26 protein-coding genes are annotated in these 25,829 nt (G+C 57.4%); 16 read left to right on the top strand and 10 right to left on the bottom strand.

What is annotated here, in order from left to right:
* Positions 1-48: 48 nt before the first annotated feature.
* The 9 genes from ACR3FC_RS05020 to coxB form a co-directional block, all read right to left on the bottom strand.
* Positions 49-633 (bottom strand): GNAT family N-acetyltransferase, encoded by a 585-nt coding sequence (locus ACR3FC_RS05020; protein ID WP_209505614.1) that lies wholly within the window; start codon positions 631-633, stop codon positions 49-51.
* Positions 633-1,895, bottom strand: a complete 1,263-nt coding sequence (locus tag ACR3FC_RS05025) for a M16 family metallopeptidase (protein WP_480473691.1) — start codon at positions 1,893-1,895, stop codon at positions 633-635. Before ACR3FC_RS05025 ends, ACR3FC_RS05020 begins: the two co-directional genes overlap by 1 nt.
* Entirely contained in the window at positions 1,892-3,280 is a 1,389-nt protein-coding gene (gene thrC / locus ACR3FC_RS05030; RefSeq protein ID WP_480473692.1) for a threonine synthase, read from the bottom strand. The genes ACR3FC_RS05025 and thrC overlap by 4 nt, the downstream gene beginning before the upstream one ends.
* Complete coding sequence (locus ACR3FC_RS05035; protein ID WP_480473693.1) at positions 3,277-3,954, bottom strand: SURF1 family protein; 678 nt, start codon at positions 3,952-3,954, stop codon at positions 3,277-3,279. Before ACR3FC_RS05035 ends, thrC begins: the two co-directional genes overlap by 4 nt.
* 156 nt (positions 3,955-4,110) lie before the next feature.
* Positions 4,111-4,926: a cytochrome c oxidase subunit 3 gene (locus ACR3FC_RS05040; protein ID WP_209505605.1), complete on the bottom strand. Its 816-nt coding sequence runs from the start codon at positions 4,924-4,926 to the stop codon at positions 4,111-4,113.
* A 22-nt stretch (positions 4,927-4,948) separates the two neighbouring features.
* Positions 4,949-5,524 (bottom strand): cytochrome c oxidase assembly protein, encoded by a 576-nt coding sequence (locus ACR3FC_RS05045; protein ID WP_480473694.1) that lies wholly within the window; start codon positions 5,522-5,524, stop codon positions 4,949-4,951.
* Positions 5,524-5,685 (bottom strand): hypothetical protein, encoded by a 162-nt coding sequence (locus ACR3FC_RS05050; RefSeq protein ID WP_480473695.1) that lies wholly within the window; start codon positions 5,683-5,685, stop codon positions 5,524-5,526. Before ACR3FC_RS05050 ends, ACR3FC_RS05045 begins: the two co-directional genes overlap by 1 nt.
* Positions 5,682-6,632 carry a heme o synthase gene (gene cyoE / locus ACR3FC_RS05055; protein ID WP_480473696.1) on the bottom strand — a complete coding sequence of 317 codons (951 nt, stop codon included), beginning with the start codon at positions 6,630-6,632 and terminating at the stop codon, positions 5,682-5,684. The genes ACR3FC_RS05050 and cyoE overlap by 4 nt, the downstream gene beginning before the upstream one ends.
* Positions 6,633-6,720: 88 nt before the next feature.
* The gene (coxB, locus tag ACR3FC_RS05060; RefSeq protein ID WP_480473697.1) at positions 6,721-7,632 is read right to left on the bottom strand and encodes a cytochrome c oxidase subunit II; all 912 of its coding nucleotides are present in this window, start codon (positions 7,630-7,632) and stop codon (positions 6,721-6,723) included.
* Positions 7,633-7,808: 176 nt separating this feature from the next.
* On the opposite strand from coxB, the gene tldD reads away from it, so the two are divergent.
* From tldD to ACR3FC_RS05090, 6 genes are all read left to right on the top strand, one after another.
* Positions 7,809-9,230: a metalloprotease TldD gene (gene tldD, locus ACR3FC_RS05065; RefSeq protein ID WP_480473698.1), complete on the top strand. Its 1,422-nt coding sequence runs from the start codon at positions 7,809-7,811 to the stop codon at positions 9,228-9,230.
* A gap of 239 nt (positions 9,231-9,469) precedes the next feature.
* Positions 9,470-10,597, top strand: coding sequence for a DNA-processing protein DprA (gene dprA / locus ACR3FC_RS05070; RefSeq protein WP_480473699.1), 1,128 nt, complete (start codon positions 9,470-9,472; stop codon positions 10,595-10,597).
* A gap of 180 nt (positions 10,598-10,777) precedes the next feature.
* Positions 10,778-13,405, top strand: a complete 2,628-nt coding sequence (gene topA, locus ACR3FC_RS05075) for a type I DNA topoisomerase (RefSeq protein ID WP_480473700.1) — start codon at positions 10,778-10,780, stop codon at positions 13,403-13,405.
* A 123-nt stretch (positions 13,406-13,528) separates the two neighbouring features.
* A complete protein-coding gene (locus ACR3FC_RS05080) occupies positions 13,529-14,056 on the top strand; it encodes a superoxide dismutase family protein (RefSeq protein ID WP_480473702.1) in 528 nt (175 codons plus the stop codon).
* Positions 14,057-14,168: 112 nt separating this feature from the next.
* Positions 14,169-14,873 (top strand): CoA transferase subunit A, encoded by a 705-nt coding sequence (locus ACR3FC_RS05085; protein ID WP_480473703.1) that lies wholly within the window; start codon positions 14,169-14,171, stop codon positions 14,871-14,873.
* Positions 14,873-15,499: a 3-oxoacid CoA-transferase subunit B gene (locus ACR3FC_RS05090; protein ID WP_480473704.1), complete on the top strand. Its 627-nt coding sequence runs from the start codon at positions 14,873-14,875 to the stop codon at positions 15,497-15,499. The genes ACR3FC_RS05085 and ACR3FC_RS05090 overlap by 1 nt, the downstream gene beginning before the upstream one ends.
* Before the next feature lie 38 nt (positions 15,500-15,537).
* On the opposite strand, the gene ACR3FC_RS05095 is transcribed toward ACR3FC_RS05090, so the two are convergent.
* Positions 15,538-16,404: a lytic transglycosylase domain-containing protein gene (locus ACR3FC_RS05095; RefSeq protein WP_480473705.1), complete on the bottom strand. Its 867-nt coding sequence runs from the start codon at positions 16,402-16,404 to the stop codon at positions 15,538-15,540.
* A gap of 353 nt (positions 16,405-16,757) precedes the next feature.
* On the opposite strand from ACR3FC_RS05095, the gene ACR3FC_RS05100 reads away from it, so the two are divergent.
* The 10 genes from ACR3FC_RS05100 (at position 16,758) to ACR3FC_RS05145 (ending at position 25,824) form a co-directional block, all read left to right on the top strand.
* Positions 16,758-16,991, top strand: a complete 234-nt coding sequence (locus tag ACR3FC_RS05100; RefSeq protein ID WP_480473706.1) for a Flp family type IVb pilin — start codon at positions 16,758-16,760, stop codon at positions 16,989-16,991.
* 67 nt (positions 16,992-17,058) lie between these two features.
* Positions 17,059-17,280 (top strand): hypothetical protein, encoded by a 222-nt coding sequence (locus ACR3FC_RS05105; RefSeq protein WP_480473707.1) that lies wholly within the window; start codon positions 17,059-17,061, stop codon positions 17,278-17,280.
* A gap of 35 nt (positions 17,281-17,315) precedes the next feature.
* Positions 17,316-17,555, top strand: coding sequence for a hypothetical protein (locus ACR3FC_RS05110; RefSeq protein ID WP_480473708.1), 240 nt, complete (start codon positions 17,316-17,318; stop codon positions 17,553-17,555).
* 282 nt (positions 17,556-17,837) lie between these two features.
* Positions 17,838-18,716 (top strand): Flp pilus assembly protein CpaB, encoded by an 879-nt coding sequence (cpaB, locus tag ACR3FC_RS05115; RefSeq protein ID WP_480473709.1) that lies wholly within the window; start codon positions 17,838-17,840, stop codon positions 18,714-18,716.
* Positions 18,717-18,909: 193 nt separating this feature from the next.
* On the top strand, positions 18,910-20,283 hold the full coding sequence (locus ACR3FC_RS05120; RefSeq protein ID WP_480473710.1) for a type II and III secretion system protein family protein: 1,374 nt from the start codon (positions 18,910-18,912) through the stop codon (positions 20,281-20,283).
* Positions 20,284-20,300: 17 nt separating this feature from the next.
* On the top strand, positions 20,301-20,924 hold the full coding sequence (locus tag ACR3FC_RS05125; protein WP_480473711.1) for an OmpA family protein: 624 nt from the start codon (positions 20,301-20,303) through the stop codon (positions 20,922-20,924).
* 221 nt (positions 20,925-21,145) lie between these two features.
* Positions 21,146-22,381 carry a CpaE/TadZ family protein gene (locus ACR3FC_RS05130; RefSeq protein ID WP_480473712.1) on the top strand — a complete coding sequence of 412 codons (1,236 nt, stop codon included), beginning with the start codon at positions 21,146-21,148 and terminating at the stop codon, positions 22,379-22,381.
* 23 nt (positions 22,382-22,404) lie between these two features.
* Positions 22,405-23,850 carry a TadA family conjugal transfer-associated ATPase gene (locus ACR3FC_RS05135; RefSeq protein ID WP_480473713.1) on the top strand — a complete coding sequence of 482 codons (1,446 nt, stop codon included), beginning with the start codon at positions 22,405-22,407 and terminating at the stop codon, positions 23,848-23,850.
* Positions 23,851-23,861: 11 nt separating this feature from the next.
* Entirely contained in the window at positions 23,862-24,830 is a 969-nt protein-coding gene (locus ACR3FC_RS05140; RefSeq protein ID WP_480473714.1) for a type II secretion system F family protein, read from the top strand.
* 10 nt (positions 24,831-24,840) lie between these two features.
* Positions 24,841-25,824, top strand: a complete 984-nt coding sequence (locus ACR3FC_RS05145) for a type II secretion system F family protein (RefSeq protein WP_480473715.1) — start codon at positions 24,841-24,843, stop codon at positions 25,822-25,824.
* The last annotated feature ends 5 nt before the right edge of the window (positions 25,825-25,829 follow it).

Here is a 25,829-nt window from a genome sequence, read left to right on the forward strand (position 1 = left end):
AAAATATCCCGGGGGAGGTGCGGCTTGCCGCGGCGGGGGCAGAGCCCCCTAGCCCGCGTCTGTCTTGCCACGCCGGTCGGACCGCAGGCTGGCATAGAGAACATGCGTCCGCCATCGCCCGTTGATCTGTAGATATGACTGCGCCACGCCTTCATATTTGAAGCCTGAGCTTTCCAGCAAACCGCGCGACGCCCGGTTTTCCGGCAGGCACGCGGCTTCGATCCGGCTCAGATCCAGACGGGTAAAGGCGTGATGCACCATCGCGCCGATCGCTTCGCGCATGTATCCCTGACGGGCAAAGGATTCACCGGTCCAGTAACCCAGGGTTCCGGCCTGCGCAGGGCCGCGCCGAATATTGTCCAGCGTGATCGCCCCGACCAACACATTGTCTTCACGGCGAAACAGGAACAGCGGGATTGCTGTACCACTCGCGACCGAGCGCTGAGCCCAGTAGACCCGATTGGTAAAGGATTTGCGGCTCAGGTGATCCTTGGCCCAGATCGGCTCCCACGGGGTCAGGTAACCTTTTGAGGCGCGCCGCAACGCTGCCCAATCATTGAAATCGGAATGTACAGGCGGGCGCAAGCTGAGCCGCGCGGTCTCGAGTTTCAGCTTGCGTCTGCCCAACAGCATCACGCTGCACGCCTCTCCTGCAAGTCCGCCAATGTCGGTGCGTCTGCGACCGGTCCGTAAAGCGCCAGCGCCGCCGGGGCCTGAACAGCCATGGTTTCGGCAAAGGCGCGCACGTCTTCGGTGCTGACCGCATCGATCTTGGCGACCGTGTCTTCCAGCGAAGGTACCCGTCCCCAGATCTGCACCAGCCGCGCCAGACGCTCAGCCCGATTCGACGGGCTTTCCAGCCCCATCAGCATCCCGGCCTTCATCTGGGCGCGGGCACGGGCGACCTCTTCGGGGCTCATGTCCTCGGCGGCGCGCTTCATCTCATCGATCGTGATCGTCGCCAGCTCGGCCACCTGATTGGCCGAGGTTCCGGCATAGATCGTGGTTGTTCCGGTATCGGCATAGGCACCGGTCTGCGCAAAGATCGTGTAGCACAGCCCACGTGTTTCACGCACTTCCTGAAACAGGCGCGAAGACATGCCACCGCCCAATGCGGTCGAATAGATCTGCGCCGTATAGATCGCATCGTCGCGATAGCCGGGGCTTTCCAGCGCCAGAGCGAAATGCGCCTGTTCCAGCTCTTTTACCTGCCGGGCTTCGCCACCGGTAAAGCGTGCAACCTCGGGGATCAGACCCTTACGGGATTGCAGATGGCCAAACATCTCTTCGGCCAGTTTCATCAGCATATCGTGATCCACAGCACCTGCTGCAGACAGGATCATCTGTTCGGGGCCATAATGTTCCGTCACAAAGCCCGACAGATCCTCACGCGAGAAGGCACTCACCCGCTCCGTTGGGCCCAGGATCGTCCGGCCCAGGGGCTGGTCGTGATAGCTCTGCTCCTGCAGCCAGTCAAAGATCACATCGTCGGGCGTGTCATGGGCCTGACCGATTTCCTGAAGGATCACGCCCCGCTCGACCTCGATCTCGCGCGGATCGAAAACCGGGTTCAGAACGATGTCGCCGATGACATCCATCGCCAGCGCTACGTCGTCCTTCAGAACGCGTGCATAATACGCCGTCACCTCGCGCGAGGTATAGGCGTTGATATAGCCGCCCACATCCTCGATCGCCTCGGCAATCTGCAAGGCCGAACGGCGCTCGGTTCCCTTGAACGCCATATGCTCAAGGAAATGCGCGATGCCGTTCTGCTCGATCCGCTCATGCCGCCCACCGGCGGTTACCCAGATGCCGATGGCCGCTGATTGCAGCCCCGGCATGTGCTCACTGACGATACGAAACCCGTTCTTCAGTTGGTCTTGTCTGACAGTCACTCAGCGATGTGCCTTTTTATATGATCCTCAAGGGCAACCAGATCATTGGCGATGCGGGTCACCCGTTCCGGACGTTCATACAGATCAGACATGCGGGAGGGAAGAGGCGGATGTTCGCCACTCGCCTTCTCGACCGCGGCCGGGAATTTCGCCGGGTGCGCGGTGGCCAGCGTGATCATCGGAACGTCTGCCGCGCGGTGCTCTTCGGCAACCTTGATGCCCACGGCGGTGTGCGGGCAGACCAGTTCGGCACTGTGCGCCAGCGTGGATTTGATCGTGGCCAACGTTTCCTCTTCGGACACACGGCCCGAATCGAAATTCTCACGCAGCGCTTCCATCGCACCCTGGCTGATATTGAAACCACCCTTTTTCAGCTCATCCATCAATTGTGCGACGGCCCCGCCATCTTCGCCATAGGCATAATAGAGCGCGCGTTCGAAGTTCGAGCTGACCTGAATATCCATCGACGGGCTGATCGAAGGGATGGTTTCACCCTTGAAATACCCCTCGCCTGTCAGGCAGCGATGCAGAATGTCGTTCTGGTTGGTCGCCACCACAAGGCGGTCAATCGGCAGCCCCATACGCTTGGCCAGATAACCCGCGAAGATGTCACCAAAGTTGCCGGTTGGCACCGTGAAGCTGACCTTGCGATGCGGCGCGCCAAGGCTGACGGCAGCCGAGAAGTAATAGACGATCTGCGCCAAGACGCGGGCAAAGTTGATCGAGTTCACACCCGCCAGTTTCACTCCATCGCGGAAGTCGAAATCGTTGAACATGTCTTTCAGCGCTGCCTGGCAATCGTCGAAATCGCCATCCACGGCCAGAGCATGTACATTGCTGTCCGCAGGCGTGGTCATCTGGCGGCGCTGCACTTCGGACACGCGGCCATGCGGGAACAGGATGAATACATCCACCGCGTCCAGCCCGCGGAACGCCTCGATCGCGGCTGAACCGGTATCCCCGCTGGTCGCGCCGACGATGGTCACACGGTCACCACGGCGTTTCAGCGCCACCTGGAACAACTGGCCGATCAGCTGCATGGCAAAGTCCTTGAAGGCCAGTGTGGGGCCGTGGAACAGTTCCAGCAGGAAGTGGTTCTCGTTCAGCTGCTTCAATGGCGCGCGGGCATCGTGGCCGAAGCCTTCGTAAGCGCGGGCGATGATCGCCTTGAACTCATCCTCGGCAAATGAGCCGCTGACATAGGGCCACATCACGCGGAATGCGATTTCTTCGTAGGGCAATCCAGCCAGCGCCGCGATCTCGTCCTGCGACATCACCGGGATCTCGGCGGGCAGATACAGGCCACCGTCGCGGGCAAGCCCGGTCAACATTGCCTCTTCAAACGTCAGTTCGGGCGCCTGCCCTCGGGTCGAGATATATTTCATGTCGCGTCACTTTCAGAATTGGCACGGCTGCGCCACAGGAAGTATCCAGTCATCGCGGCCCAGACCAGAGCCAGACCAAACCAGGTGATTGCATATTGCAGGTGATCGTTTGGTATGCCCGCCGTGTCCACCGGCAGCGGTGTCACATTCGGATCGGTTTGCGAACGGGCGATCAGCAGAACAGGCTCCGCGCCCAGTGCAGCCGCAAGCGCGGGCACATCGCGGGCGAACCAGATGTTGGCATCAAGATCAGGTGCGGGCGTGTAACTGTCGATTTCATCTGGCCAATGAAGATTGCCGGTAATCTCCATTTGGCCGTTGCGCCGCCCGGCCTGTTTGGCCGTGGTCGGGATGAACCCCCGGTCAATCAGAATGGTCCGGCCCTCGGTATTGAACGGCTGAATGATACGATACCCCGCACCGACCTGTTTGAGCGATACAAGAACATGGATCTCCGCAGGCTCCATCTCGCCCGACGCCGTTACCGGCAGGTATTTGTCTTGATCCACCGAAACCTGCGGCGGCAGGGAAACCGGCGTGGCCGAGATCCGATCTTCGATCTCGGCCAGAACGTCCTGCTTCCATGCCAGGCGCTGCACCTGCCAGAAGCCCAGCGACAGCAGCACGCCCAAACCGGCGAGGCCGAAGATCAGCAGGAACAGGATACGGCGCATGTCAGGACCAAACTTCTTTGCAGGAACCGGCGTCTTGTTAAGGGGCGTGCGGGCTGAATTGCAACCACGCAATTGTATGGGGCGCAATCTTGCGCCCCGCATAGAGAAAAAGCCGCCCCTTGGGGCGGCTTTTGCAATTGATCGGCCTGATCGGCGCTACATCAGCGGAGCCTGGCCCCAGATGTAGACGGCAAAGAACAGGAACAGCCAGACAACGTCGACGAAGTGCCAGTACCAAGCCGCAGCTTCGAACCCGACGTGTTTTTCCGGGGTGAAGTCACCCTTCAGCGCGCGGATCAGGCAGACGGTCAGGAAGATCGTCCCGATGATCACATGTGCGCCGTGGAAACCCGTTGCCATGAAGAAGTTGGAATAGAACTGGTCGCCGCCGAATTCCCAGCCTTCATGCTTGAGCAGTTCGGCGTATTCATAGCCCTGCAAGAAGGTAAAGGCGATGCCCAGCACGATGCCAATGGCCAGACCATTGATCAGCGCCTTGCGGTCATTGTCATGCACCAGTGCATGGTGCGCCCAGGTGATCGCACAGCCTGACAGCAACAGGACCAGAGTGTTGATCAGCGGCAAGTGGAACGGGTCAACGGCATGAATATCCGGCTGGATGTATTCGGTGCCTGCATAGTCGTACATCGGGTACATGCGATGTTTGAAGAACGACCAGAACCAGGCGAAAAAGAACATCACCTCGGACATGACGAACAGGATGAAGCCGTAACGCAGACCGATGCGGACAACAGGCGTGTGATCGCCCTGACGGCTTTCTGCGACCACATCCGACCACCAGGCGAACATCGTATAAAGCACCGCTGCCAGACCGGCCCAGAACATGAAGGGCGTGATGCCTTGCATCCAGAGAACGGCTCCGAACAGCATGACAAAGCCGCCGACGGCGCCGATTAGAGGCCAGATCGACGGGGCCAGAATGTGATAATCGTGGTTTTTAGCGTGTGCCATCAGCGTCCCTCACCTACAGGCGTTAGTTCGTGTTTGTATCTGCCTGCGCATCGAGGGCGGCATGGCCCTCGGGCAGGTCAATTTCGTAGAATGTATACGACAGCGTGATCGTATGAACATACTTGGCTTCAAGATCCTCGACCATTTCCGGGTCGACGAAGAACGTCACTGGCATCTCAACGCGTTCGCCAGGTTGCAGCACCTGCTCTTCAAAGCAGAAACAGGCAATCTTCTGGAAATACCCACCCGCAGAATAGGGGGCCACGTTGTAAGACGCCTGCCCGGCAATGGGGCGGTCTGTCGGGTTATAGGCCTCGTAAAAGGCGAGGCCGGTTTCGCCGATGCGCACATCCATCTCGCGCACGACCGGCTTGAACTCCCATTCCATATCCTTGGCCTTGGACGCGTCAAAGCGGATGGTAACGGTGCGATCCAGAATAGTATCGGGGGCAGTTTCGGCAACACCAGTGGTGCCGCCAAATCCGGTCACCCGGCAGAACCAGTTGTAAAACGGCACCGACGCCCAGGCGAGACTGCCCATCAGAACAACCACGCCGACGGTCTGGACAACCGTTTTCTGAGGACCGGACAACGCCATCAGTTCTGAACCTCTTGCGTCGCCCTGTTGAAATCAGTGCCCGAGACCTTGACGATGGTCAGGCCAAAGATAATCACGATAAAGGCAACCAGCGTCAGGCCCACACCCAGATTGCGGCTGAACCGGCGCTGATGCAGCTCGTGGTCTTTGCGAAGGCTCATGACCATCCCCCCAGACCATAGGGTTTTAGCAAGGCTTCGGCCAGAACGGCACCGAAATGCAGGAACAGATACAGCAGCGACAGCTTGAAGAAACCGCGTTCAACCTTGAAGTTATCGGCCTCGGAATCGTCCTCGGTCCGGCGCGAGATTTTCCACGCGCCCCGCAGGAACAGGATGTTCAGAACCAGTGCAACGGTCAGATAGATCGGGCCGCCAATGCCCGAAAATGCAGTTCCGATGGCCAGCAGGGCCAGCAGAGCTGTATAGACAAGAATATGGACACGTGTCGCGCGGCGACCGTGGGTGACGGTCAGCATCGGCACACCCGCGTCGTCATAGTCCGAGCGCATGAACAGGGCCAGCGCCCAGAAATGCGGCGGCGTCCACATGAAGGTCAGGGCAAACATCAGCCAAGGTTCGACCGACATCGATCCCGTGGCGGCCACCCAGCCAATCACCGGAGGGAACGCGCCAGCTGCGCCACCGATCACGATGTTCTGCGGCGTCGAACGCTTCAGCCACATCGTGTAGACGACAACATAGAAGAAGATGGTGAAGGCCAGAAACGCGCCTGCGAACCAGTTGGTCGCAAGGCCCAGCATGATCACCGACAGACCCGACAGAGCCAGACCAACGGCCAGCGCCTCGCCTTCCTCGACCTTGCCAGAAGGGATCGGGCGGGACTTGGTGCGCTTCATGACACGGTCGATATCCGCGTCCCACCACATGTTCAGCGCGCCTGATGCTCCGCCGCCGATAGCGATGAACAGGATGGCGCAAAAACCGACGAAGGGATGGACAGGAACAGGCGCCGCCAACAAACCGACCAATGCCGTGAACACGACCAGCGACATCACGCGCGGCTTCAGCAGGGCGAAGTAATCGCCAAAGCCGGCCTCGTCCGCCCGGGCGGTCACTGTGCTGGCATTGATGCTTGCGTCGGTCATTTCCGGTCCTTTTGGGGCGAAAACTGCGCGGATCGCCTGCGCAGTCTGAGTTTTGTGTCAGACGGGGTTCAACCCGCCCCAATCGCGCTCAGTTCGAGGCGACCTGATAGCTTTGCGGCAGGCCCGCGTATTCTTCGATCGCGCCCTGCAGCCATTCGTCATAGACTTCCTGGCTTACGACCTTGACGGTAATCGGCATATAGGCGTGGTCCTTGCCACACAGTTCCGAACACTGACCAAAATAGATGCCTTCCTTGTCGGCCTGAAACCACAGCTCGGCCAGACGTCCGGGCACACCGTCCTGCTTTACGCCAAAGGCCGGGATGGTCCACGAGTGGATCACGTCGGATGCAGTCACCTGCATCACGATGACCTTGCCGACCGGAACGACTACTGCGGTGTCCGTGGCCAGCAGCCATTCATCATCGCTGTAGCCTGCATCGATCAGCTTGGCGCGCATTGCGTCATCCAGAACAAACGGCGTTACATCCGCATCTGCGGGGCGTGCGCCCTCGTCCAGGGTCGCCGGATGGCCCAGCAGATAGCTGTCGAATGCGAAATCGTGATCAACATATTCGTAGGTCCAGTACCACTGGTTGCCGACGACTTTGATGGTGATGTCACCTTCCGGGATTTCCTGCTGTTTGAAAAGAACTGGCAACGAGAACGCGCCAATAAACACCAGAATCAAGATCGGACCCAGGGTCCAGGCGATTTCAACAGGGGTATAGTGCGAGAAACGTGCCGGGGTCGGATTTGCGCGCTGATTGTAGCGCACGATGCAATAGACCAGCAAAGCTGCAACCAGCAGACAGACCGCGGTGATGATCACAAGAATCATGCTGTCCAGCTTCTGGATTCCTGTGGCAAGGCTGGTGGCCGCGGGCTGAAAGCCCATGCCGCCGTCTACCGGCTTGCCAATAATCTCAAGCTCCTGAGCCATGGCGGGTAGGCTGGAGAGGGCTGTCATAAACCCTGAAAGCATCAAAGCATTCTTCATGTTCTGTCCTGATCGTTTGATCTTTGCGTCCCTGACGGAAAGGTGTGAATCGGTCGCACCTCTCCCGTTGTCTTTGGCCGCGTTAAAAACCATATTCCAGCGGGTAGATAAAGCAAAATGCTTGCGTCAAACAGACGCTATTTTTGATCTGGATCAAACCCGAAAGGTCGCTACCCATGCCTGAAGCCCCGTTTCGCCCCTTTGAGAGCGCCCTGCCGCAAGATGAAGCACTGGCCATATTGCGTTCGGCAACGGACGGGGCCGAGGATGGAGAGCTGTTTGTCGAGCGTCGGAAATCCGAATCTCTGGTGTTTGACGACGGGCGTCTGCGCACCGCGTCTTATGACGCATCCGAGGGGTTTGGCCTGCGCGCCGTTCAGGGCGAAGTGGCCGGGTACGCGCATTCGACTGATGTATCGATTGCCGCGCTGAAACGTGCTGCCGAGACCGCGCGACTGGCGGTTGGCGATGGAGGCGGAACGCTCGCCGAAGCCCCCCGGCCCACGAATACGCGCCTGTATACGGACGAAGACCCAATCGAATCTGCCGCCTTCCCGGTGAAAATCGAAACCCTGCGGGAGATTGACGCCTTTGCCCGCGACCTGGATCCGCGGGTGGTTCAGGTTAACGCAATGATCGCAGCCGCCGTGCAGGAGGTGGAAATTCTGCGACCCGATGGTGTGATGGTGCGTGACGTGCGTCCCATGACGCGCGTGAATGTCTCGGTCATTGTTGAACAGGACGGGCGGCGCGAAAGCGGATCGGCCGGTGGCGGCGGGCGGGTTGGCCTAAGCGGGCTGATCGACCCGGCCGACTGGCAGGCCAAGGCGCGCGAAGCCCTGCGCATCGCGTTGGTCAATCTGGACGCGGTTCCCGCGCCTGCCGGCGTGATGGAGGTTGCACTTGGCCCCGGCTGGCCCGGTATTTTGCTGCACGAAGCCATCGGTCATGGGCTTGAGGGCGATTTCAACCGCAAGGGAAGCTCGGCCTTTGCCGGGCTGATGGGGCAACAGATTGCATCCAAGGGCGTGACCGTGGTGGATGACGGCACGATTGCCGACCGTCGCGGCTCGATCACTGTGGATGATGAGGGCACGCCCAGCTCACGCACCGTGCTGATCGATGATGGCATCCTGACCGGCTATATGCAGGATCGACAAAACGCCCGGCTGATGGGCGTTGCGCCCACGGGCAACGGGCGGCGGCAAAGCTATGCGCACAAGCCAATGCCCCGCATGACAAATACGATCATGTTGGGAGGCGAAGCTGATCCGGCAGCATTGGTGGCAGATATTAAAGACGGCATCTGGGCGGTTGGATTCGGAGGCGGCCAGGTCGACATCACCAACGGCAAGTTCGTTTTCTCGTGTACCGAGGCGTATCGGGTCGAAAACGGCAAGATCGGAGCGCCTGTCAAAGGGGCCACGCTGATCGGCGACGGGCCTTCGGCTTTGAAACGTATCCGCGGCCTTGGCAATGATATGGCTTTGGATCCGGGTATGGGCACCTGCGGCAAGGACGGTCAATGGGTGCCCGTGGGTGTGGGCCAACCGACAGTGCTGATGGACGGGCTGACTGTCGGCGGGTCGGCAGCCTGAGTCGGAAGAGAAGCGCAACGGCAGGCGCAGGGTTAACCATACGCCACTTTGATTCGACAGCTTTCCAACCGGCGCTATTAATTTGAGCGCCGGTTGGTAAATTTTCTTTTATTTATTTTCGGACACTTAACCGGTGCATTCCCCGAGAACTACGGATAAATCGCTGTTAATTATCTGCGATTCAGAGGCTGTTAACCCCCTGTCCCGTAAACCAGTTCTGCAATCAGGCGGAGCAACGGATGACCGAAGAGCAGCTTTCTTCCAATCACCCCCCACTCCCACCCACCACGGAAGAGGACCGGTTTTCGTGGCTTCGCCTGTTGCGCTCGCGCAAGGTCGGCCCGGCGACGTTTCGTCGGCTGCTGCGCGAACATGGCTCGGCGCAGAACGCGCTGGCCGCGCTGCCTGAAATGGCACGCGCCGCCGGAATAGAAGGGTATGAAACCTGCCCCCCCGGCGTGATCGAGGCGGAACTCAGGGCCGCAGAAGCCGCCAAAGCGCGGCTTTTGTGCCTTGGGTCCGCGGATTTCCCCGACGCATTGAACGACCTATCCGATGCCCCGCCTCTGCTTTGGGCCATCGGGGATGTGTCGCTGTTGCAGAAACCGGCGATTGCGATGGTGGGCGCGCGCAACTGTTCCTCGTTGGGCGCGCGGATGGCGCGTGGTCTGGCGCGCGCCTTGGGCGAAAAGGGACATGTGATTGTTTCGGGTCTGGCGCGCGGTATTGATACGGCGGCGCATATGGCGTCGCTGGACACCGGCACAGTTGCCGTCATGGCGGGTGGTGTTGATGTCATTTACCCGGCCGAGAACACGGAACTGGCGCATAATATTGCAACCAAGGGACTGCGGCTGTCGGAACAGCCGATGGGCGTGACACCTCAGGCCAGGCATTTTCCGCGCCGCAACCGTATCATCTCGGGCCTGGCCCAAGCTGTCGTGGTGGTTGAGGCAGCCGCCAAATCCGGCAGCCTGATCACGGCGCGTGACGCCCTGGATCAGGGGCGCGAGGTTCTGGCCGTGCCCGGCCACCCGTTCGACGCCCGCGCTGCCGGGTGCAACCTTTTGATTCGGGACGGTGCAACGCTGGTTCGGTCGGCGGACGACGTTGTCGAAGCCCTGCCACGGCACGGTGATCCGATCTTTGCCGAACCCGAGCTGCCACCTACCAAGCAGCCACGGTCTGCCGCACAGGATTTGCAGGCGCAAATCCTTGAGCGGCTGGGACCTTCCCCCATCGCCGAAGATCAGTTGCTGCGCGATATTGCGGCCTCGGCAGGGGATCTGGGGCCAGCGCTGGTCGACCTTGAACTGGACGGACGAATCCAGCGCCAGCCAGGCGGGTTGTTGTCTCTGGCAAGCTGATTTGGATGGAAGGCAAGATTGCCCAGCCGAACGCTCTGCCTGCCAGCCGGCGCGGGTATCACGCTGAAATCACGTCGCTTTTTCGCCTACCAAAGGAACGCATTGACAATCCCCGCTTGCCCCACACATTTTGCACCACCATAAAAGGCGCCAAATTCGTCGAGCGAGGTTTCCCCTTAAATGCCCGTAGTTGTTGTAGAATCTCCGGCCAAAGCAAAAACAATCAATAAGTATCTCGGCCCTGACTACACCGTTCTGGCCTCTTACGGCCATGTGCGGGACCTGCCGCCAAAGGACGGATCGGTCGATCCGGACCATGGATTTTGCATGACATGGGAAGTGGGCAATGACAGCCGCAAACATGTAAAGGCCATCGCCGACGCGCTGAAAGAAGACAACGCGCTGATCCTCGCCACCGACCCTGATCGTGAGGGCGAGGCGATCAGTTGGCACTTGCAGGAAACGCTGACCAAGCGCCGCTCGATCAAGAAAGATACACCGGTCAGCCGGGTAACCTTCAACGCCATCACCAAAGAGGCGGTGACAGAGGCGATGAAAAACCCGCGCGATGTCGATATGCCCCTGGTCGAAGCGTATCTGGCGCGCCGCGCCTTGGATTACCTTGTTGGCTTCAACCTGTCACCGGTTCTGTGGCGCAAACTGCCCGGTGCAAAATCCGCAGGTCGGGTGCAATCGGTCTGTCTGCGCCTGATCGTCGAGCGTGAGATGGAGATCGAAGCGTTCAAGCCGGTCGAGTACTGGTCGGTCCGGGCCCTGTTCGAGACACCGCGTGGTCAGACCTATGAGACGCGGCTGGTCACTTTGGCGGGCAAGAAACTGGACAAGCACGATCTGACCAACGCAACACAGGCCGAACTGGCGGTTCAGGCCGTCACCAGCCGCGCGCTGCGTGTGACTTCGGTCGAAGCCAAGCCCGCCGCGCGCAATCCAAGCGCGCCGTTCATGACTTCGACCCTGCAACAGGAGGCCAGCCGCAAATTCGGCATGGGCGCGCGCCACGCGATGCAGGTGGCGCAGCGCCTCTATGAGGCCGGATACATTACCTATATGCGAACCGACGGGATCGACATGGCCCCCGAGGCCGTGACGGCAACGCGCGACACCATCGCGGATCGATACGGTGCAGAGTATGTGCCGGACAGCCCGCGTATGTACAAGAACAAGGCCAAAAACGCGCAAGAAGCACACGAGTGTATCCGCCCCACGGATATGACGCGTGATGCCAAGGCGCTGAAGGTCACGGATGAAGATCAGCGCAAGCTTTATGATCTGATCTGGAAACGGACGATTGCCTGCCAGATGGCAGCAGCACGGTTAGAGCGCACCACGGTCGAGATTGGCAGTGACGACGGTCAGGTCGGTCTGCGTGCCACCGGTCAGGTGGTATTGTTCGACGGATTCATGCGCGTCTATGAGGAAGGCCGCGATGATGTCGCCGATGATGACGAAAAACGCCTGCCGCAGATCATGCAGGGCGACCCCGCGCGCTTCTCCAAAACTACGTTGCGCGATCAGTTTGCCAAGGCCACCAGCGAGTCGGACAAAGCCGCAATCATGGCTGATAACGAAGCCGTTCTGGCGTTGCAGCATCACACGCAACCGCCGCCGCGCTATACCGAGGCCACTTTGGTCAAGCGGATGGAGGAGTTGGGGATCGGACGTCCGTCGACCTATGCCTCGATCGTGACCACGATTCAGGACCGCGAATATGTGCGCAAGGACAAGAACCGGCTGATCCCCGAGGAAAAGGGCCGGATCGTCACTATCTTTCTGCTGAATTTCTTCCGCCAGTACGTTGGCTACGAGTTCACCGCGAATCTGGAAGAGCAACTGGATGACGTCAGCGCCGGTGATCGTGACTACAAGGATCTGCTGGGCAAGTTCTGGCGTGATTTCTCAGTAGCGATTGGTGAAACATCCGAACTGCGCATCTCGGAAGTGCTGGACAAGCTGGACGAAGCATTGGCGCCACAGCTTTACCCCCCGCGTGAGGACGGGTCCGACCCGCGCATCTGCCCGAAATGCGGTTTGGGGCAATTGCACTTGAAAACCTCGCGCACTGGCGGGTTCGTGGGCTGCGGCAATTATCCGGAGTGCAACTATACACGGCCCATCGCCGGTGAAGGCGCGGAAGGCGACGAACAATTGCTAGGCGAAGACGCCGGGGATGAGATCTGGCTGAAATCCGGTCGCTTTGGGCCGTATGTCCAGCGAGGCGAACCCACGCCCGAGAACAAAAAGCCGCCGCGCTCCTCGCTTCCACGCGGCTGGAGCAAGGATGACATGGATCTGGACAAGGCGCTGACGCTTCTGTCCCTGCCCCGTCAGATCGGTGAACACCCCGAAGGCGGCATGATCACAGCGAACTTCGGGCGTTTTGGCCCCTATCTGATGCATCAGCTGGCCGATGAAGCCAAGCCGGTCTATGCCAATCTCAAAGACCCAAACGATGTGTTCGAAATCGGTATGAACCGCGCCGTTGAGCTTTTGGCCGAGAAACGGGCCAATCCCGGCGGACGCGGGCGCGCCGCGGCAAAAGCTTTGAAAGACCTGGGCGAGCATCCAGACGGCGGCGCGATGCAGGTTCTGGACGGACGGTACGGGCCATATGTAAAATGGGAAAAGGTCAACGCGACCATCCCGAAAGACATCAAGCCCGAAGAGCTGACGCAGGAAATGGCCATAGAACTGGTCAATGAGCGCGCATCCAAGAAAGGCACCAAAAAAAAGGCTGCACCCAAAAAGAAGGCAGCCGCGAAGAAGACAGCAAAGAAAGCGGCTGAATAATCCGGACGTTTGACCGGGACATGTCACCAAACGCGCGGGCCAGTTTCTGAATAAAGGAACCGGCCTGCGTGTTTATGGACTGACGCGATACAAGATTGCGTTGTTCAGTAAAGGAGTTGAGACATGTTCAGAACCGCCATTCTTGTTGCGGCGATAGGCGTTGCGGCTGCCACGCAGGGCCAGACCGCGCATCACGTCAAATCTGCCACAGCCGAAATCATCAACGCGCAAGGCGACGTCATTGGTCAGGCGAAGGCGACGCAAGGGCCCAATGGTGTTCTGCTGCACGTACGCGTCACTGACCTGCCGCCGGGAAAACATGGGTTACACCTGCACAGCCATGGTGTCTGCGAGGCCGGTGAAGGGTTCAAGACGGCCCAAGGCCATGTTGGCAAAGTTGAAGGCGCACATGGGCTGCTGAACCCTGAGGGCCCCGAGCCCGGCGATCTGCCCAATCTATATGTGGGACAGGATGGTGTGGGCGAGATGGAGGCCTTTACAAACCTTGTTTCACTTGAGGGTGACGGGAGCGCATTGCTGGATGCGGACGGGTCAACTTTCATCATCCACGAAGCTGGCGACGATCACATTAGCCAACCCATTGGCGGTGCCGGGGGGCGCATCGCCTGCGGAATCCTGATCGCCGACTGACACTATTGTAAGCTGAACTACCGTAGAAATACCTGAACCTTCTGGTTTTATTGACTTCCCCATGACGTGGCGGCACAACCTGCCCATCACCATGTCATTGGGGGAGTTTTCCATGAAGAAAGTCTATGCCAATGCCGCCGAGGCACTCGATGGGGTGCTGACGGATGGCATGCTGATTGCCGCAGGCGGGTTTGGCCTGTGCGGCATTCCCGAACTGTTGCTTTCTGCCATCAGGGATTCGGGCGTCAAAGACCTGAGCTTTGCGTCGAACAATGCCGGTGTGGACGATTTCGGCATCGGCATTCTGTTGCAGACCAGGCAGGTCAGAAAGATGATCAGCTCGTATGTCGGCGAAAACGCCGAATTCATGCGCCAGTACCTGAGCGGTGAACTGGAACTGGAATTCAACCCGCAAGGAACACTGGCCGAACGGATGCGCGCCGGTGGTGCCGGTATTCCCGGGTTCTACACCAAGACGGGCGTCGGCACCGTGATTGCGGAAGGCAAGGAGCACAAGGATTTCAACGGCGAGACCTATATCCTTGAGGAAGGCATTTTTGCCGATCTGGCCATCGTCAAGGCTTGGAAAGCTGACGACACCGGCAATCTGGTATTCCGCAAGACTGCCCGCAACTTTAATGTGCCCGCTGCAACCTGCGGCAAGATCTGCGTGGCCGAAGTGGAAGAGATTGTTCCGCGCGGCTCACTGGATCCGGACAAGATCCACCTGCCCGGCATCTATGTGCATCGCATCATTCAGGGCGATCACGAAAAGCGCATCGAACAGCGCACCACCCGCAAGAAGGAGGACGCATAATGCCCTGGGACCGCAATCAGATGGCCGCACGCGCGGCAGAGGAACTGGACGACGGCATGTATGTGAACCTCGGCATCGGGATTCCGACGCTGGTGGCGAACTATGTCGGCGACAAGGACATCACACTGCAATCGGAAAACGGTATGCTGGGCATGGGCCCTTTCCCGTATGAAGGCGAAGAAGACCCGGACCTGATCAACGCGGGCAAACAGACGATCACCGAGCTGTCCCGCACTGCCTATTTCGACAGCGCCACGTCCTTTGCGATGATCCGGGGCGGCAAAATCGCTGCTGCGATCCTGGGTGCCATGGAAGTGGATGAGAAAGGCGACCTGGCAAACTGGATGATTCCCGGCAAGCTGGTGAAAGGCATGGGAGGCGCCATGGACCTGGTTGCAGGCGTTGGGCGCGTGATCGTGGTTATGGACCACACCAACAAGCACGGTGAAAGCAAGGTCCTGAAGGAATGCACTCTGCCACTGACCGGCAAGGGCGTCGTGGATCGCATCATCACCAATCTTGGCGTTCTGGACGTGGTCGAGGGCGGATTGAGGATCGTTGAACTGGCAGAAGGTGTCAGTGAAGACGAAATGCGCGCTGCGACCGAAGCGACAATCGTCGGCTGAACAAAAGAAAAGGCCCGCCGGAACGAGGCGGGCCTTTTTCAGTTTGAGGTCTGGAACACGCACCCATCTGAAATCAGATCCGGCGGTGTCGCGCACAAAGCCCGCGCGATCTGGAAAGCGGCCAGAACCTTGGGCACATAGTCTCGGGTTTCGGCATAAGGCGGCACGCCGCTGTGTTTACGTACAGCCCCCTCACCAGCGTTGTAACCGGCCAGAACCAAGATCGGATCATTTCCGAACTCTTCCATCAGCCAGTTGAGGTATTTCACACCCCCGGCGATGTTCTGCGAGGGTTGCAGACTGTCCTTAACTCCAAAGCGGGCAGCTGTGGCCGGCATCAACTGCATAAGACCCTGTGCACCGGCCGAACTGACGGCATCCGCGCGACCGGCCGATTCAACCGAAATGACAGCCAGCACCAGTGCTGGCGACACATTGGTTCCCACGGTTGATCGCAAAATCTCGATCCCACGTTCTTTCGCTATGTCTTGCAGCGATTGCAGCCGGGGTGATCTTACATTCGTCGCCGCCAGCGCGTTTATTGCAGCATCAAGCCGCCCGGCCCCGCCTTCATCAATGTGCGGTGAAATGCGGTCCCAGAATGCCTTGTACGACCCTTTAGGGTCAGGCGCGGCACCGATTCCCGGCACTGTGGGCTGAACCACTTTGGTTCTTGCTATGATTTCTGGAACCGCCAGCTCCACCCCTGTGCTGGGGGCTGAGGGCTTGGCCGCGTGTTCCTCGGGTGTGATCTGAATGGTCACGCGAGGACGCTCACCCGGCTTGGGCGCTTTGATCCGCTTGTAAACTCCGCGCGGCTCAACCTCGGTCGCATACCCGGGTGCGACACCAGATAGTAGAAACGCCAGTACACCGGCGCATTGAAGTGCGTTCCGGAGAGTCATGTGCCTGCCTCATGTATTCTTTTTACGCGATTTGAACCGCGAATCTTCGCCCAAAGCCAGAAAAACAAAGCGAATTGGGGCAATTTCGCCTCATTTGGCGTAAATTTGCACCGCTGTGGAGCTCTTGGTGCGGATCAAAGAATTTTTTTTTATTTTATTTACAATGCTTTGCGCATTTAGTGACCAAAAAGTTAAGCCGCACGAAAAAAAATCTGTGTTTGGCCCAATTCCTGCCACGCACAACAGGCAAACATTAATCCATACCGAGACGGACATGAGCGGACTGAGAGAGAAAGCTCTGAAGAACGCCGAGGTTTGTTAAACTCTTTTTGATCCTTTAGGAGGGACGTAACATGATCAAGTTCATCAAGAACTTCCGCAAAGACGAAGACGGCGCAGTAACAGTTGACTGGGTTGTTCTGACCGCAGCAGTCATCGGCCTGGCAGCCGTTGCATACAACCAAATCGAGGGCGGCGCGACTGGTCTGGCTACCGGCGTAAACGAAGCCCTGAACAGCGCAGTGCTGGGCACTGGCGACAACACTGGTGCCGAAGGTGGCATCACCACAGCAGGTGCCAGCAAATAATAGGCGTTTGCTTTAGAATGATATCAGGCCGCGCCGATCAGGCGCGGCTTTTCTTTTTTCCACACTAATGAGTTTGGCCAAACGCACCCTTTGCGCCAGTTGTCGAATAGGTGCAATCTTCACCAGCAATATCGTCGGCCACTCAATACCGTTCACCGCACGATTCCTCATTCCTGAACAGAGCGGAGAGGGACGTTCCGTGCAGCCAGAAAACTCTCTTTTATATGAAGAAAATCAATATTTAGCCCAATTTCCGTCACCAAAGTTTCTCAGTGCTGTGCAAACGTGATGCACAATTCAGGAAAGACACTCTGGGAGACAACTATGGTCAAGTTTTTAAAGATATTTAAGTCGGACGAGGCCGGTGCTGTTACCGTAGACTGGGTCGTTCTCACCGCCGCCGTTATTGGACTGTCCGGTGCAGCATATGGCGTAATTGATGCCGGTGTAACTGGCATGGGTGGCAATGTTAACGAAGCAATGAGTACCGCCGTCGTAAGCACAGGTACAAATAACGATGCCAATGCTGGTATAACCACGGCTGGAACCGCGGGCGGCAACTAAAACCTCTATCACCTTTTGGCGGGACAGGGGTTTGTGCCGGACCACAAGCAACAAAAAACAATATTGCCACGACCGGTCAGGGCGTGGCTTTTTGCTTCGATCATCCCTGAGTATGCCCGGTTTGCAAAAATTGTTTCCAAGTTCAGCGCCTGAAGAGCGGGAAATCCAACCGAAAGACATTTTTGTCCCACATTTCGACACAATTTACATTTAACACTTGTGCTGTTTCAAAGTGGCCCTTTGGCCGCTTAGTATCCGACTAAATAAGAAAGAGGTGCATGTATGCGAGCGGTATTCGGACTTGTCCTGATTGTCGGCGTTGCTCTGGCTGGGGGCGCCGTTTACATGGCGCGCAATTATATTGCGGCTTATCAAAGCGAACTGGCGCGGCAGAAACAAGCGGCAGAAGAAGCATTGGCCAATGCCAAAGTCGACGTCGTTCCAACGGTAACTGTTTACGTTTCAAACCGTGCGCTGAAATACGGTGAACGCCTGACGCAGGAAGACATTCGCGCCGTAGACTGGCCGGAAAACGCGATTCCCGAAGGTACATTCTCTGATCTCGCTGTGCTCTTTCCCGAAAGAGGCGCCAATGAGCGTTATGTTCTGAGGACTATGGAAAAGGATGAGGCGATCATGGAGGTCAAGATCACACAGCCTGGCGAATCGGCCGGTCTGACCTCTCGTCTTGAAAGAGGTATGCGCGCCTTTGCGATTAGCGTTGACGTGGCCTCTGGTGTTTCAGGATTCCTACGCCCCGGCGATAATGTCGACATCTACTGGACCGGATCGAGCGGAACGGTAGAAGGGAATTCTGGCGGCATCACCAAACTGATCGAAACCAACGTTCAGCTCATCGCCGTCGACCAGACAGCTGGTTCGGACGTCGCAAGCGCAACGATTGCACGCACAGTCACGGTCGCAGCCACACCGGAACAGGTTGCTGCGCTGGCGCAGGCGCAGAACACCGGTCGCCTGTCGCTGGCCCTTGTTGGTGTGCAGGATGACTCAGTTGCGTCGGCAATCGAGGTGGATCAGCGCAAACTGCTTGGAATTACGGCAGCCGCACCGGAACCCGAAAAAGAAGTTGAACAGGTTTGCACGACGCGCATCAGACGCGGCGGCGAGATTGTCAACGTGCCGATCCCCTGCACAAACTGACGCCAATTCAGAGTGTTACAAGATTGGAGCCGCATCCCTGATGCGGCTCTTTTCTTATTGTTGTTGCCAATTCTCCACATAAGGAAAATTCCAGAAACCATTGATTATTGCAATAAATTCGGATTTCGCGCAGTCTCGTAGCACATAGGGCAAAAGACCCAAAAAACGAGGCGTGATCGGAGAGGCAGGTCACATGACAATACGTTCCTGGATCAGCGCAACCCTGCTGGGGTTGTCGCTTGTTATGGGCCCGGTCGGCGATGCCGCCTGGGCTGAAACCCTTCGCGTGGTAAAAAAGGGCACGGTGGAAACGCTGGAAGTTCCGATGAACCGCGCGATCGTTGTGGAAAGCGAACAACCGTTTGCAGAGCTCAGCATTGCCAACGCAGGCATTGCGGATATCTCCTCTCTTTCGGATCGCACAATCTACGTTTTGGGTAAGGCTCCTGGCCTGACCACGCTGACACTGTTCGATGGCGCAGGAAATCTGCTGGCCAACGTACGTGTCCGGGTCTCGCCCGATGTAACCGAATTCAAAGAGCGTCTGCGTCAGATTCTGCCAAGCGAGCAGATCGAAGTGCGCACCGCCAATGATGGCATCGTACTGTCTGGCACGGTTTCAAGCGCGGCCAAACTGGCCCGCGCACTTGAATTGGCTGAACGCTACGCGCCGGAACGTGTTTCGAATCTGATGTCCGTGGGTGGCGTGCAGCAAGTTATGCTGAAGGTACGCTTCGCCGAGATGAATCGCTCAGTCGCAAAACAGCTTTCTTCAACGCTTTCAGTTTCAGGTACTGATTTTGTCGGTGGTTTCAATCCGCAGAACCTTGTTCCCCCTGTCACCGTTGAAAATGGTGTCTTGTTGTTTGGTTTCGGGGTCGGATCAGCACAGGTCAACTTGCTGCTGCAAGCTCTCGAGACGAAGGGCCTTGTTCGCAACCTTGCCGAACCCAATCTTTCGGCCCTTTCTGGACAGGAAGCAACGTTCCTGGCAGGCGGTGAGGTTCCGATTCCGGTGCCACAGGATGATGGTGTCGTGGGAATCGAGTACAAAGCCTTTGGTGTTGAAATGGACTTCATTCCGCGTGTTGTGGACGGCGACCTGATCAATCTGGAAATGGCCACGTCTGTCTCGAGCATCGACTCCGGCTCGAACTTCACTATCAATGGAGACACCGTTCCCAGCTTTATCGTGCGGCAAGCCAAGACCACAATAGAATTACGCGACGGGGAAAGCTTTGCCATCGCTGGACTGCTTCAGGACAGCTTTGTGGATCAGGCCAACCAAGTCCCATGGCTGGGGGATGTGCCGGTTCTGGGGGCCCTGTTCCGCAGCGCTGATTATCAGCGTGATCAAAGTGAACTTGTCGTCATCGTCACAGCGCATCTGGTAACGCCGACACGTGGCGAGGCACTTGCCCTTCCCACAGATCGTGTCAAACCGCCCAGCGAATTTGACCTGTTCGTGAATGGTCGGGTTGCTCGTACACAGCGTCCCGGAGCCGGCGGAGCATCCGAAGTTGCCAAACAGAATTTTGGCAGCTCGTACGGCTACGTCCTAGATTGATCAGGAGGATAGGACCAATGCAGAAGTGGATCATCACACTGGGTCTTACGGTCGCCGTTGCCGCATGTGCGCGCGAGGCCGGATACGAGATCGATGCCGGAACCTTTGGAAACGCGACATTGAACAACATACAGGTTCAAAACGGCGAATTGACCTATGCTCAGATTCTCGGCCGCAGATTTGCCGCAGATGTGCCCAGCCAGGTGAACTTTGCCTTCAACAGTTCGCAATTGGACGCATCAGCGCAAAGCATACTGTTGCAGCAGGCTGACTGGATCAAACAGTTCCCCGAAGCCAGATTCCGGGTTTACGGACATACAGATGCCGTAGGTTCAATCAGCTACAACAAGAGCCTTGGGCTACGCCGTGCACAGGCCGTCGTCGCATTCCTTGAACGGCAAGGAATCTCGCGTTCACGTCTTGAAGCCGTTGTATCTTTTGGAAAAGCGCAGCCGTTGATCGCAACACCGAATCGCGACCGCCGCAACCGCAGGACGGTAACCGAAGTTTCGGGCTTTGTTGATCGGCATCCGCAACTGCTGGACGGTAAATACGCCAACGTCATCTATCGCGAATATGTTGAAAGTGCGACGTGGAGGAGCGCGATTGAGGACGTGACTTCAGCAGATACGACAAACTAGTGTCGATAGCTCTGGTGGATAATACAATCAGAATGGGCGATATCGTCGCCCATTTCCCTACAATTGGTTCTTTTGCGCCCAATTCTTGCCCAACTTCAAAGCAACATTGTGAACAATAGGGTGACCTGCGGCCAAATTTGACCGTATTGGGGCGACAGCACATCAATCTGGCGGAATTCGTTCATATGACATGCTGAGCCCTCACGACGAGGATAGTGTTTATGACCAGCGCAACGCCGCAAGACGAAACTTCTGCAATCCTGGCCTGCACCATAAGCCGGGATGTCCAGAATTTTGATCTTCTGATTGAAGACATGGAAACCATTCTGGGCGAGCGCTGGGGCGACTTGGGTTTTGCCGAAGCGCTGGCCTTTTTCAGCCAGCCAGAAGCCGAAGCGCTTGAATTCGTTGCATTGGCAATCGACGGGGAAGATGAAGACAACCTGTCATTGATGGGTGAAATCATCACGCGGGCCAAGGAAAAGAAAATCAAGGTCGTCCTGATCGCCGAGGACGTCACACCTGCTTCGCTCCACCAACTGCTGCGCAAGGGCGCGGACGAGTTTGTCCCCTACCCGCTTCCGGAAGGTGAATTGCAGGAAGCGGTAGAACGCATGAAGCAGCCCGATCCGGTTGTCATGGCGCAAGCCGCAGCTGTTCCTTTGGCAAATGGCGAATCAAAGGAAGGCGCTTTGTTCGTCGTTCAGGGACTTGCCGGTGGCGTGGGCTCCACGACTTTGGCGGTGAACCTGGCCTGGGAGCTGGCCTGTGCATCGGACAAGGATGCCCCGTCCGTCTGTCTGATCGATCTGGATCTGCAATACGGCACGGTTTCAACCTATCTGGACCTGGCGCGTCGCGAGACGGTGTTCGAAATGCTGTCCGATACGGATTCGATGGACAGCGAGGTTTTCTCGCAAGCTCTTCAAACATATGAAGAAAAACTGCAAGTTCTGACCGCGCCATCCGACATGGTGCCATTGGACCTGATTACCCCCGAAGACATCCAGCGCGTGATTGACATGGCGCGCACACATTTCGACTATGTGGTTGTGGATATGCCCAAGACGCTGGTCTTGTGGTCGGAAACGATCTTGCAGGCGGCACATGTGTATTTTGCAATGATCGAACTCGACATGCGGTCCGCTCAGAATGCCCTGCGCCTCAAGCGCGCGTTGCAGGCCGAAGAACTGCCCTTCAACAAGCTGCGCTTTGCGCTGAACCGGGCCCCAAAATTCACCGACCTGAATGGAAAAAGCCGCGTGAAACGCATGGGGGAAAGCCTTGGCATCTCAATTGACCTGCTGCTGCCTGATGGGGGCAAGCCTGTCATGCAAAGTGGCGACCATGGTTTGCCGCTGGCCAATTCAGCCGCCAAGAACCCGCTTCGCCGGGAAATCGCGAAGCTGGCGAAATCACTTCACAGCCTTGGCAGCAACAGCGCTGAAGCTGCGTAACATCATCCCAAGGGGGGATCGCCGTGTTCTCAAGATATAAAAAACAGCCAGCAGCGCAGCCCGTTAAAGCGGCAGCGCAGCCGGTCGAAACGGCGGCACCCGCCGCACAAGCTGCCCCCAGCCCCGCAGCAACGGCCGTCGTACGTAAACCTCAGAAAAAAACAGCCGAGGTTGCCGGGGCCGATCGTGATCGAAAACGCAAGGAACGGTTGAGTGAGATCAAGATCGAACTGCATCGCGAGTTGCTGGAGAACCTGAACCTGGCGGCTCTGGAGACCGCAGCCGAAGCGGAGCTACGAGCCGAAATCAGCGCAATCGCCAGCGAAGTTCTGGAAACCAGGAACATCGTTCTGAATCGCGATGACCGATCGCAGTTGAACAAAGAACTGTACGACGAAGTAACGGGTCTTGGTCCGCTTGAGACGCTGCTACAGGACGATACGGTCAACGATATTCTGGTCAACGGACCGCATCAGATATTCGTGGAACGTGCCGGTAAGCTGGAAATCAGCGACATCACGTTCAAGGATGAAAAGCACCTGATGCGGATCATCGACAAGATCGTGTCTGCGGTGGGCCGTCGTGTTGATGAATCCAACCCTTATGTTGACGCCCGACTGGCCGATGGATCGCGATTCAACGCCATGGTGCCCCCTATCGCGGTAGATGGGTCTCTGGTTTCGATTCGTAAGTTTAAAAAAGACAAGCTGGGTATTGATGATCTGGTCAGTTTCGGTGCGTTCACCGAGGAAATGGCTGCCTATTTGCAGGCTGCCGTATCAACCCGTCTTAATATCATCGTGTCGGGCGGTACCGGTTCCGGTAAAACGACCACACTCAACGCTCTGTCCAGCTTTATCGACGATGCCGAACGCATCCTGACCATCGAGGATACGGCGGAACTTCAGCTGCAACAAACCCATGTGGGCCGGATGGAAAGCCGACCGCCTAACGTGGAAGGCAAAGGTGAGGTCAGCCCGCGCGACTGTCTGAAAAACGCCCTGCGTATGCGACCTGACCGCATCATCGTCGGCGAGACACGCGGCGCCGAGGTGATCGACATGTTGCAGGCCATGAACACTGGCCACGACGGTTCGATGACCACGATCCACGCGAACTCGGCCCGTGACGGGATTTCACGTTTGGAGAACATGATCGCGATGGCTGGCATCGAAATGCCCATTAAGGCCGTCCGCAGCCAGATCGCAAGCGCTGTGAACCTAATCGTTCAGGCCAGCCGATTGCAGGATGGTTCGCGCCGGATGACCTCGATCACCGAGATTACCGGTATGGAAGGTGATGTGATTTCGATGCAGGAAATCTTTCGTTTTCAACGTGTTGGCCTGACACCTGACAACAAGATCATCGGTCACTTTACGGCAACTGGGGTGCGCAGCCACTATTCGGAACGCTTCCGTCTGTGGGGTTTTGATCTGCCCGCATCCATCTACGACCCAACCACAATGTAGGAGAACCGGGTATGCAATTGCCTATGGAGGCGATCATCTATGTCGCCATCTTTGTGGGGGTTCTTGCCCTGGTCGAGGGCATCTATCTGGTTGCGTTCGGCAAATCCATCAGTCTGAACAGCCGGGTCAACCGGCGTCTGGACATGCTAGAAAAGGGTGCCGGGCGCGAACAGGTTCTGGAGCAGCTGCGCAAGGAAATGCAACAGCACATGAAATCACAGAGCATCCCTCTGTATTCGCTGCTTGCTGACAAGGCTCAAAAAGCCGCCATTGCGTTTTCACCCCGTCAACTGATCATGATCATGGCGCTGGTCTCGGCCATGGCGTTTGTGGGTCTGAGCATCGGTACCGCGACAGACACAGCGCTGCGCGCCGCGATTTCAATCGCCATCGGTATTGGCGGCGTTTACGCGTGGGTGAACCACAAGGCCAAGAAACGTATGGGAATGATCGAAGAGCAGCTGCCTGACGCGGTTGAGCTGATGGTGCGTTCGCTGCGTGTGGGTAATCCTTTCGTTTCGACAATTCAGGTTGTTTCGAACGAAGTTCAGGATCCGCTGGGAACCGAGTTTGGTGTTATCGCGGATGAATGCGCCTATGGTCGCGATGTGGGCGAGGCGCTGAAGGATATGGCTGAACGTCTGGATATGCAGGACTTGCGGTTCCTCGCGGTTGCTGTGGGTATTCAGCAGCAGTCCGGTGGTAACCTGGCCGAAATTCTGGCTGGATTGGCACAGGTGATCCGTGCGCGGTTCCGCCTGTTCCGGCGTGTCAAGGCAATCACGGCCGAAGCACAGTGGTCAGGCAAGTTCCTGTCTGGCTTCCCAATTGCGTGTCTGATTTTCATCCTGGTCAAGGACCCAGGATATTATGACGAAGTGTTGGATCACCCCTGGTTCATCCCTGCTTGTTTCATTGTCGGCATTTTGCTGACACTGAACCTGATCGTCATGAAGATCATCACCAACATCAAGGTCTGAGGGCAGCACAATGGAATTTCTGACCAACATCAATGATCTGCTGACTCAACACCTGGGTGAGTTCGGCCCCCTTATCGTGGTGGGTGTACTTGGCCTGATCATGGTTCTTGTCGCTGTCTCACTAATCATGAGCCAGCCGGAAGATCCTCTGAAGAAACTTCAGCGGTCGAATGCGGCCCCGCGGGCAACGAAAAAAAGCAAGAAAGAGCAACTGCGAAACTCCAGTCGAAATGAGCAGCTTGAGAAATTCGCGACTTTTCTGGAGCCGAAAAACGAAGAAGAGTATTCGGCGGTTGAGCTGAAGCTGCGTCAGGCGGGATATCGGTCAAAAGATGCGGTCCGGTTCTTTCACTTTGCGCAGTTTTCGCTAGGTATCATTGGTATCGTTGTCGGTGTTCTGCTGATTACGGTCCTTTCAAACGGTCAGGAATTCACCGGCCAGCAAATGATGATCCGGGTGTTCGTGCCAGCCGCAATTGGTTATTTCGCCCCGAAATACTGGATCACGCGCCGGGTCGAAGCACGCAGAGAGGCAATTACAGCAGGCTTTCCCGATACGCTTGACCTGATGCTGGTCTGCGTTGAGGCCGGACAGTCACTGGACCAGGCCATCGTTCGCGTGTCCGGTGAAATGAAATCCTCCTACCCCGATATCGCTCAGGAATTCGAAACCGTCGCACACGAGATGAAAGCCGGTAAGGACAAAGACACTGTATTGCGCGATTTCGGAGTGCGCTGCGGCGTACAGGACGTAAACTCATTCGTCACCGTGATGATCCAGTCAGCGACTTTCGGCACATCCATTGCCGAGGCATTGCGGGTTTACGCCTCAGAGATGCGTGACAAACGCGTGATGCGCGCCGAAGAGGCTGCGAACAAGTTGCCTACAAAGATGACTCTTGTCACAATGATGCTGACAGTTCCACCACTGCTGATCATTCTGGTCGGCCCGTCGGCGAATGTCATTTCGAGTTTCGGGCGTGCGGGCGGATAAAACCC

Source organism: Ruegeria sp. AF3, assembly GCF_056536285.1.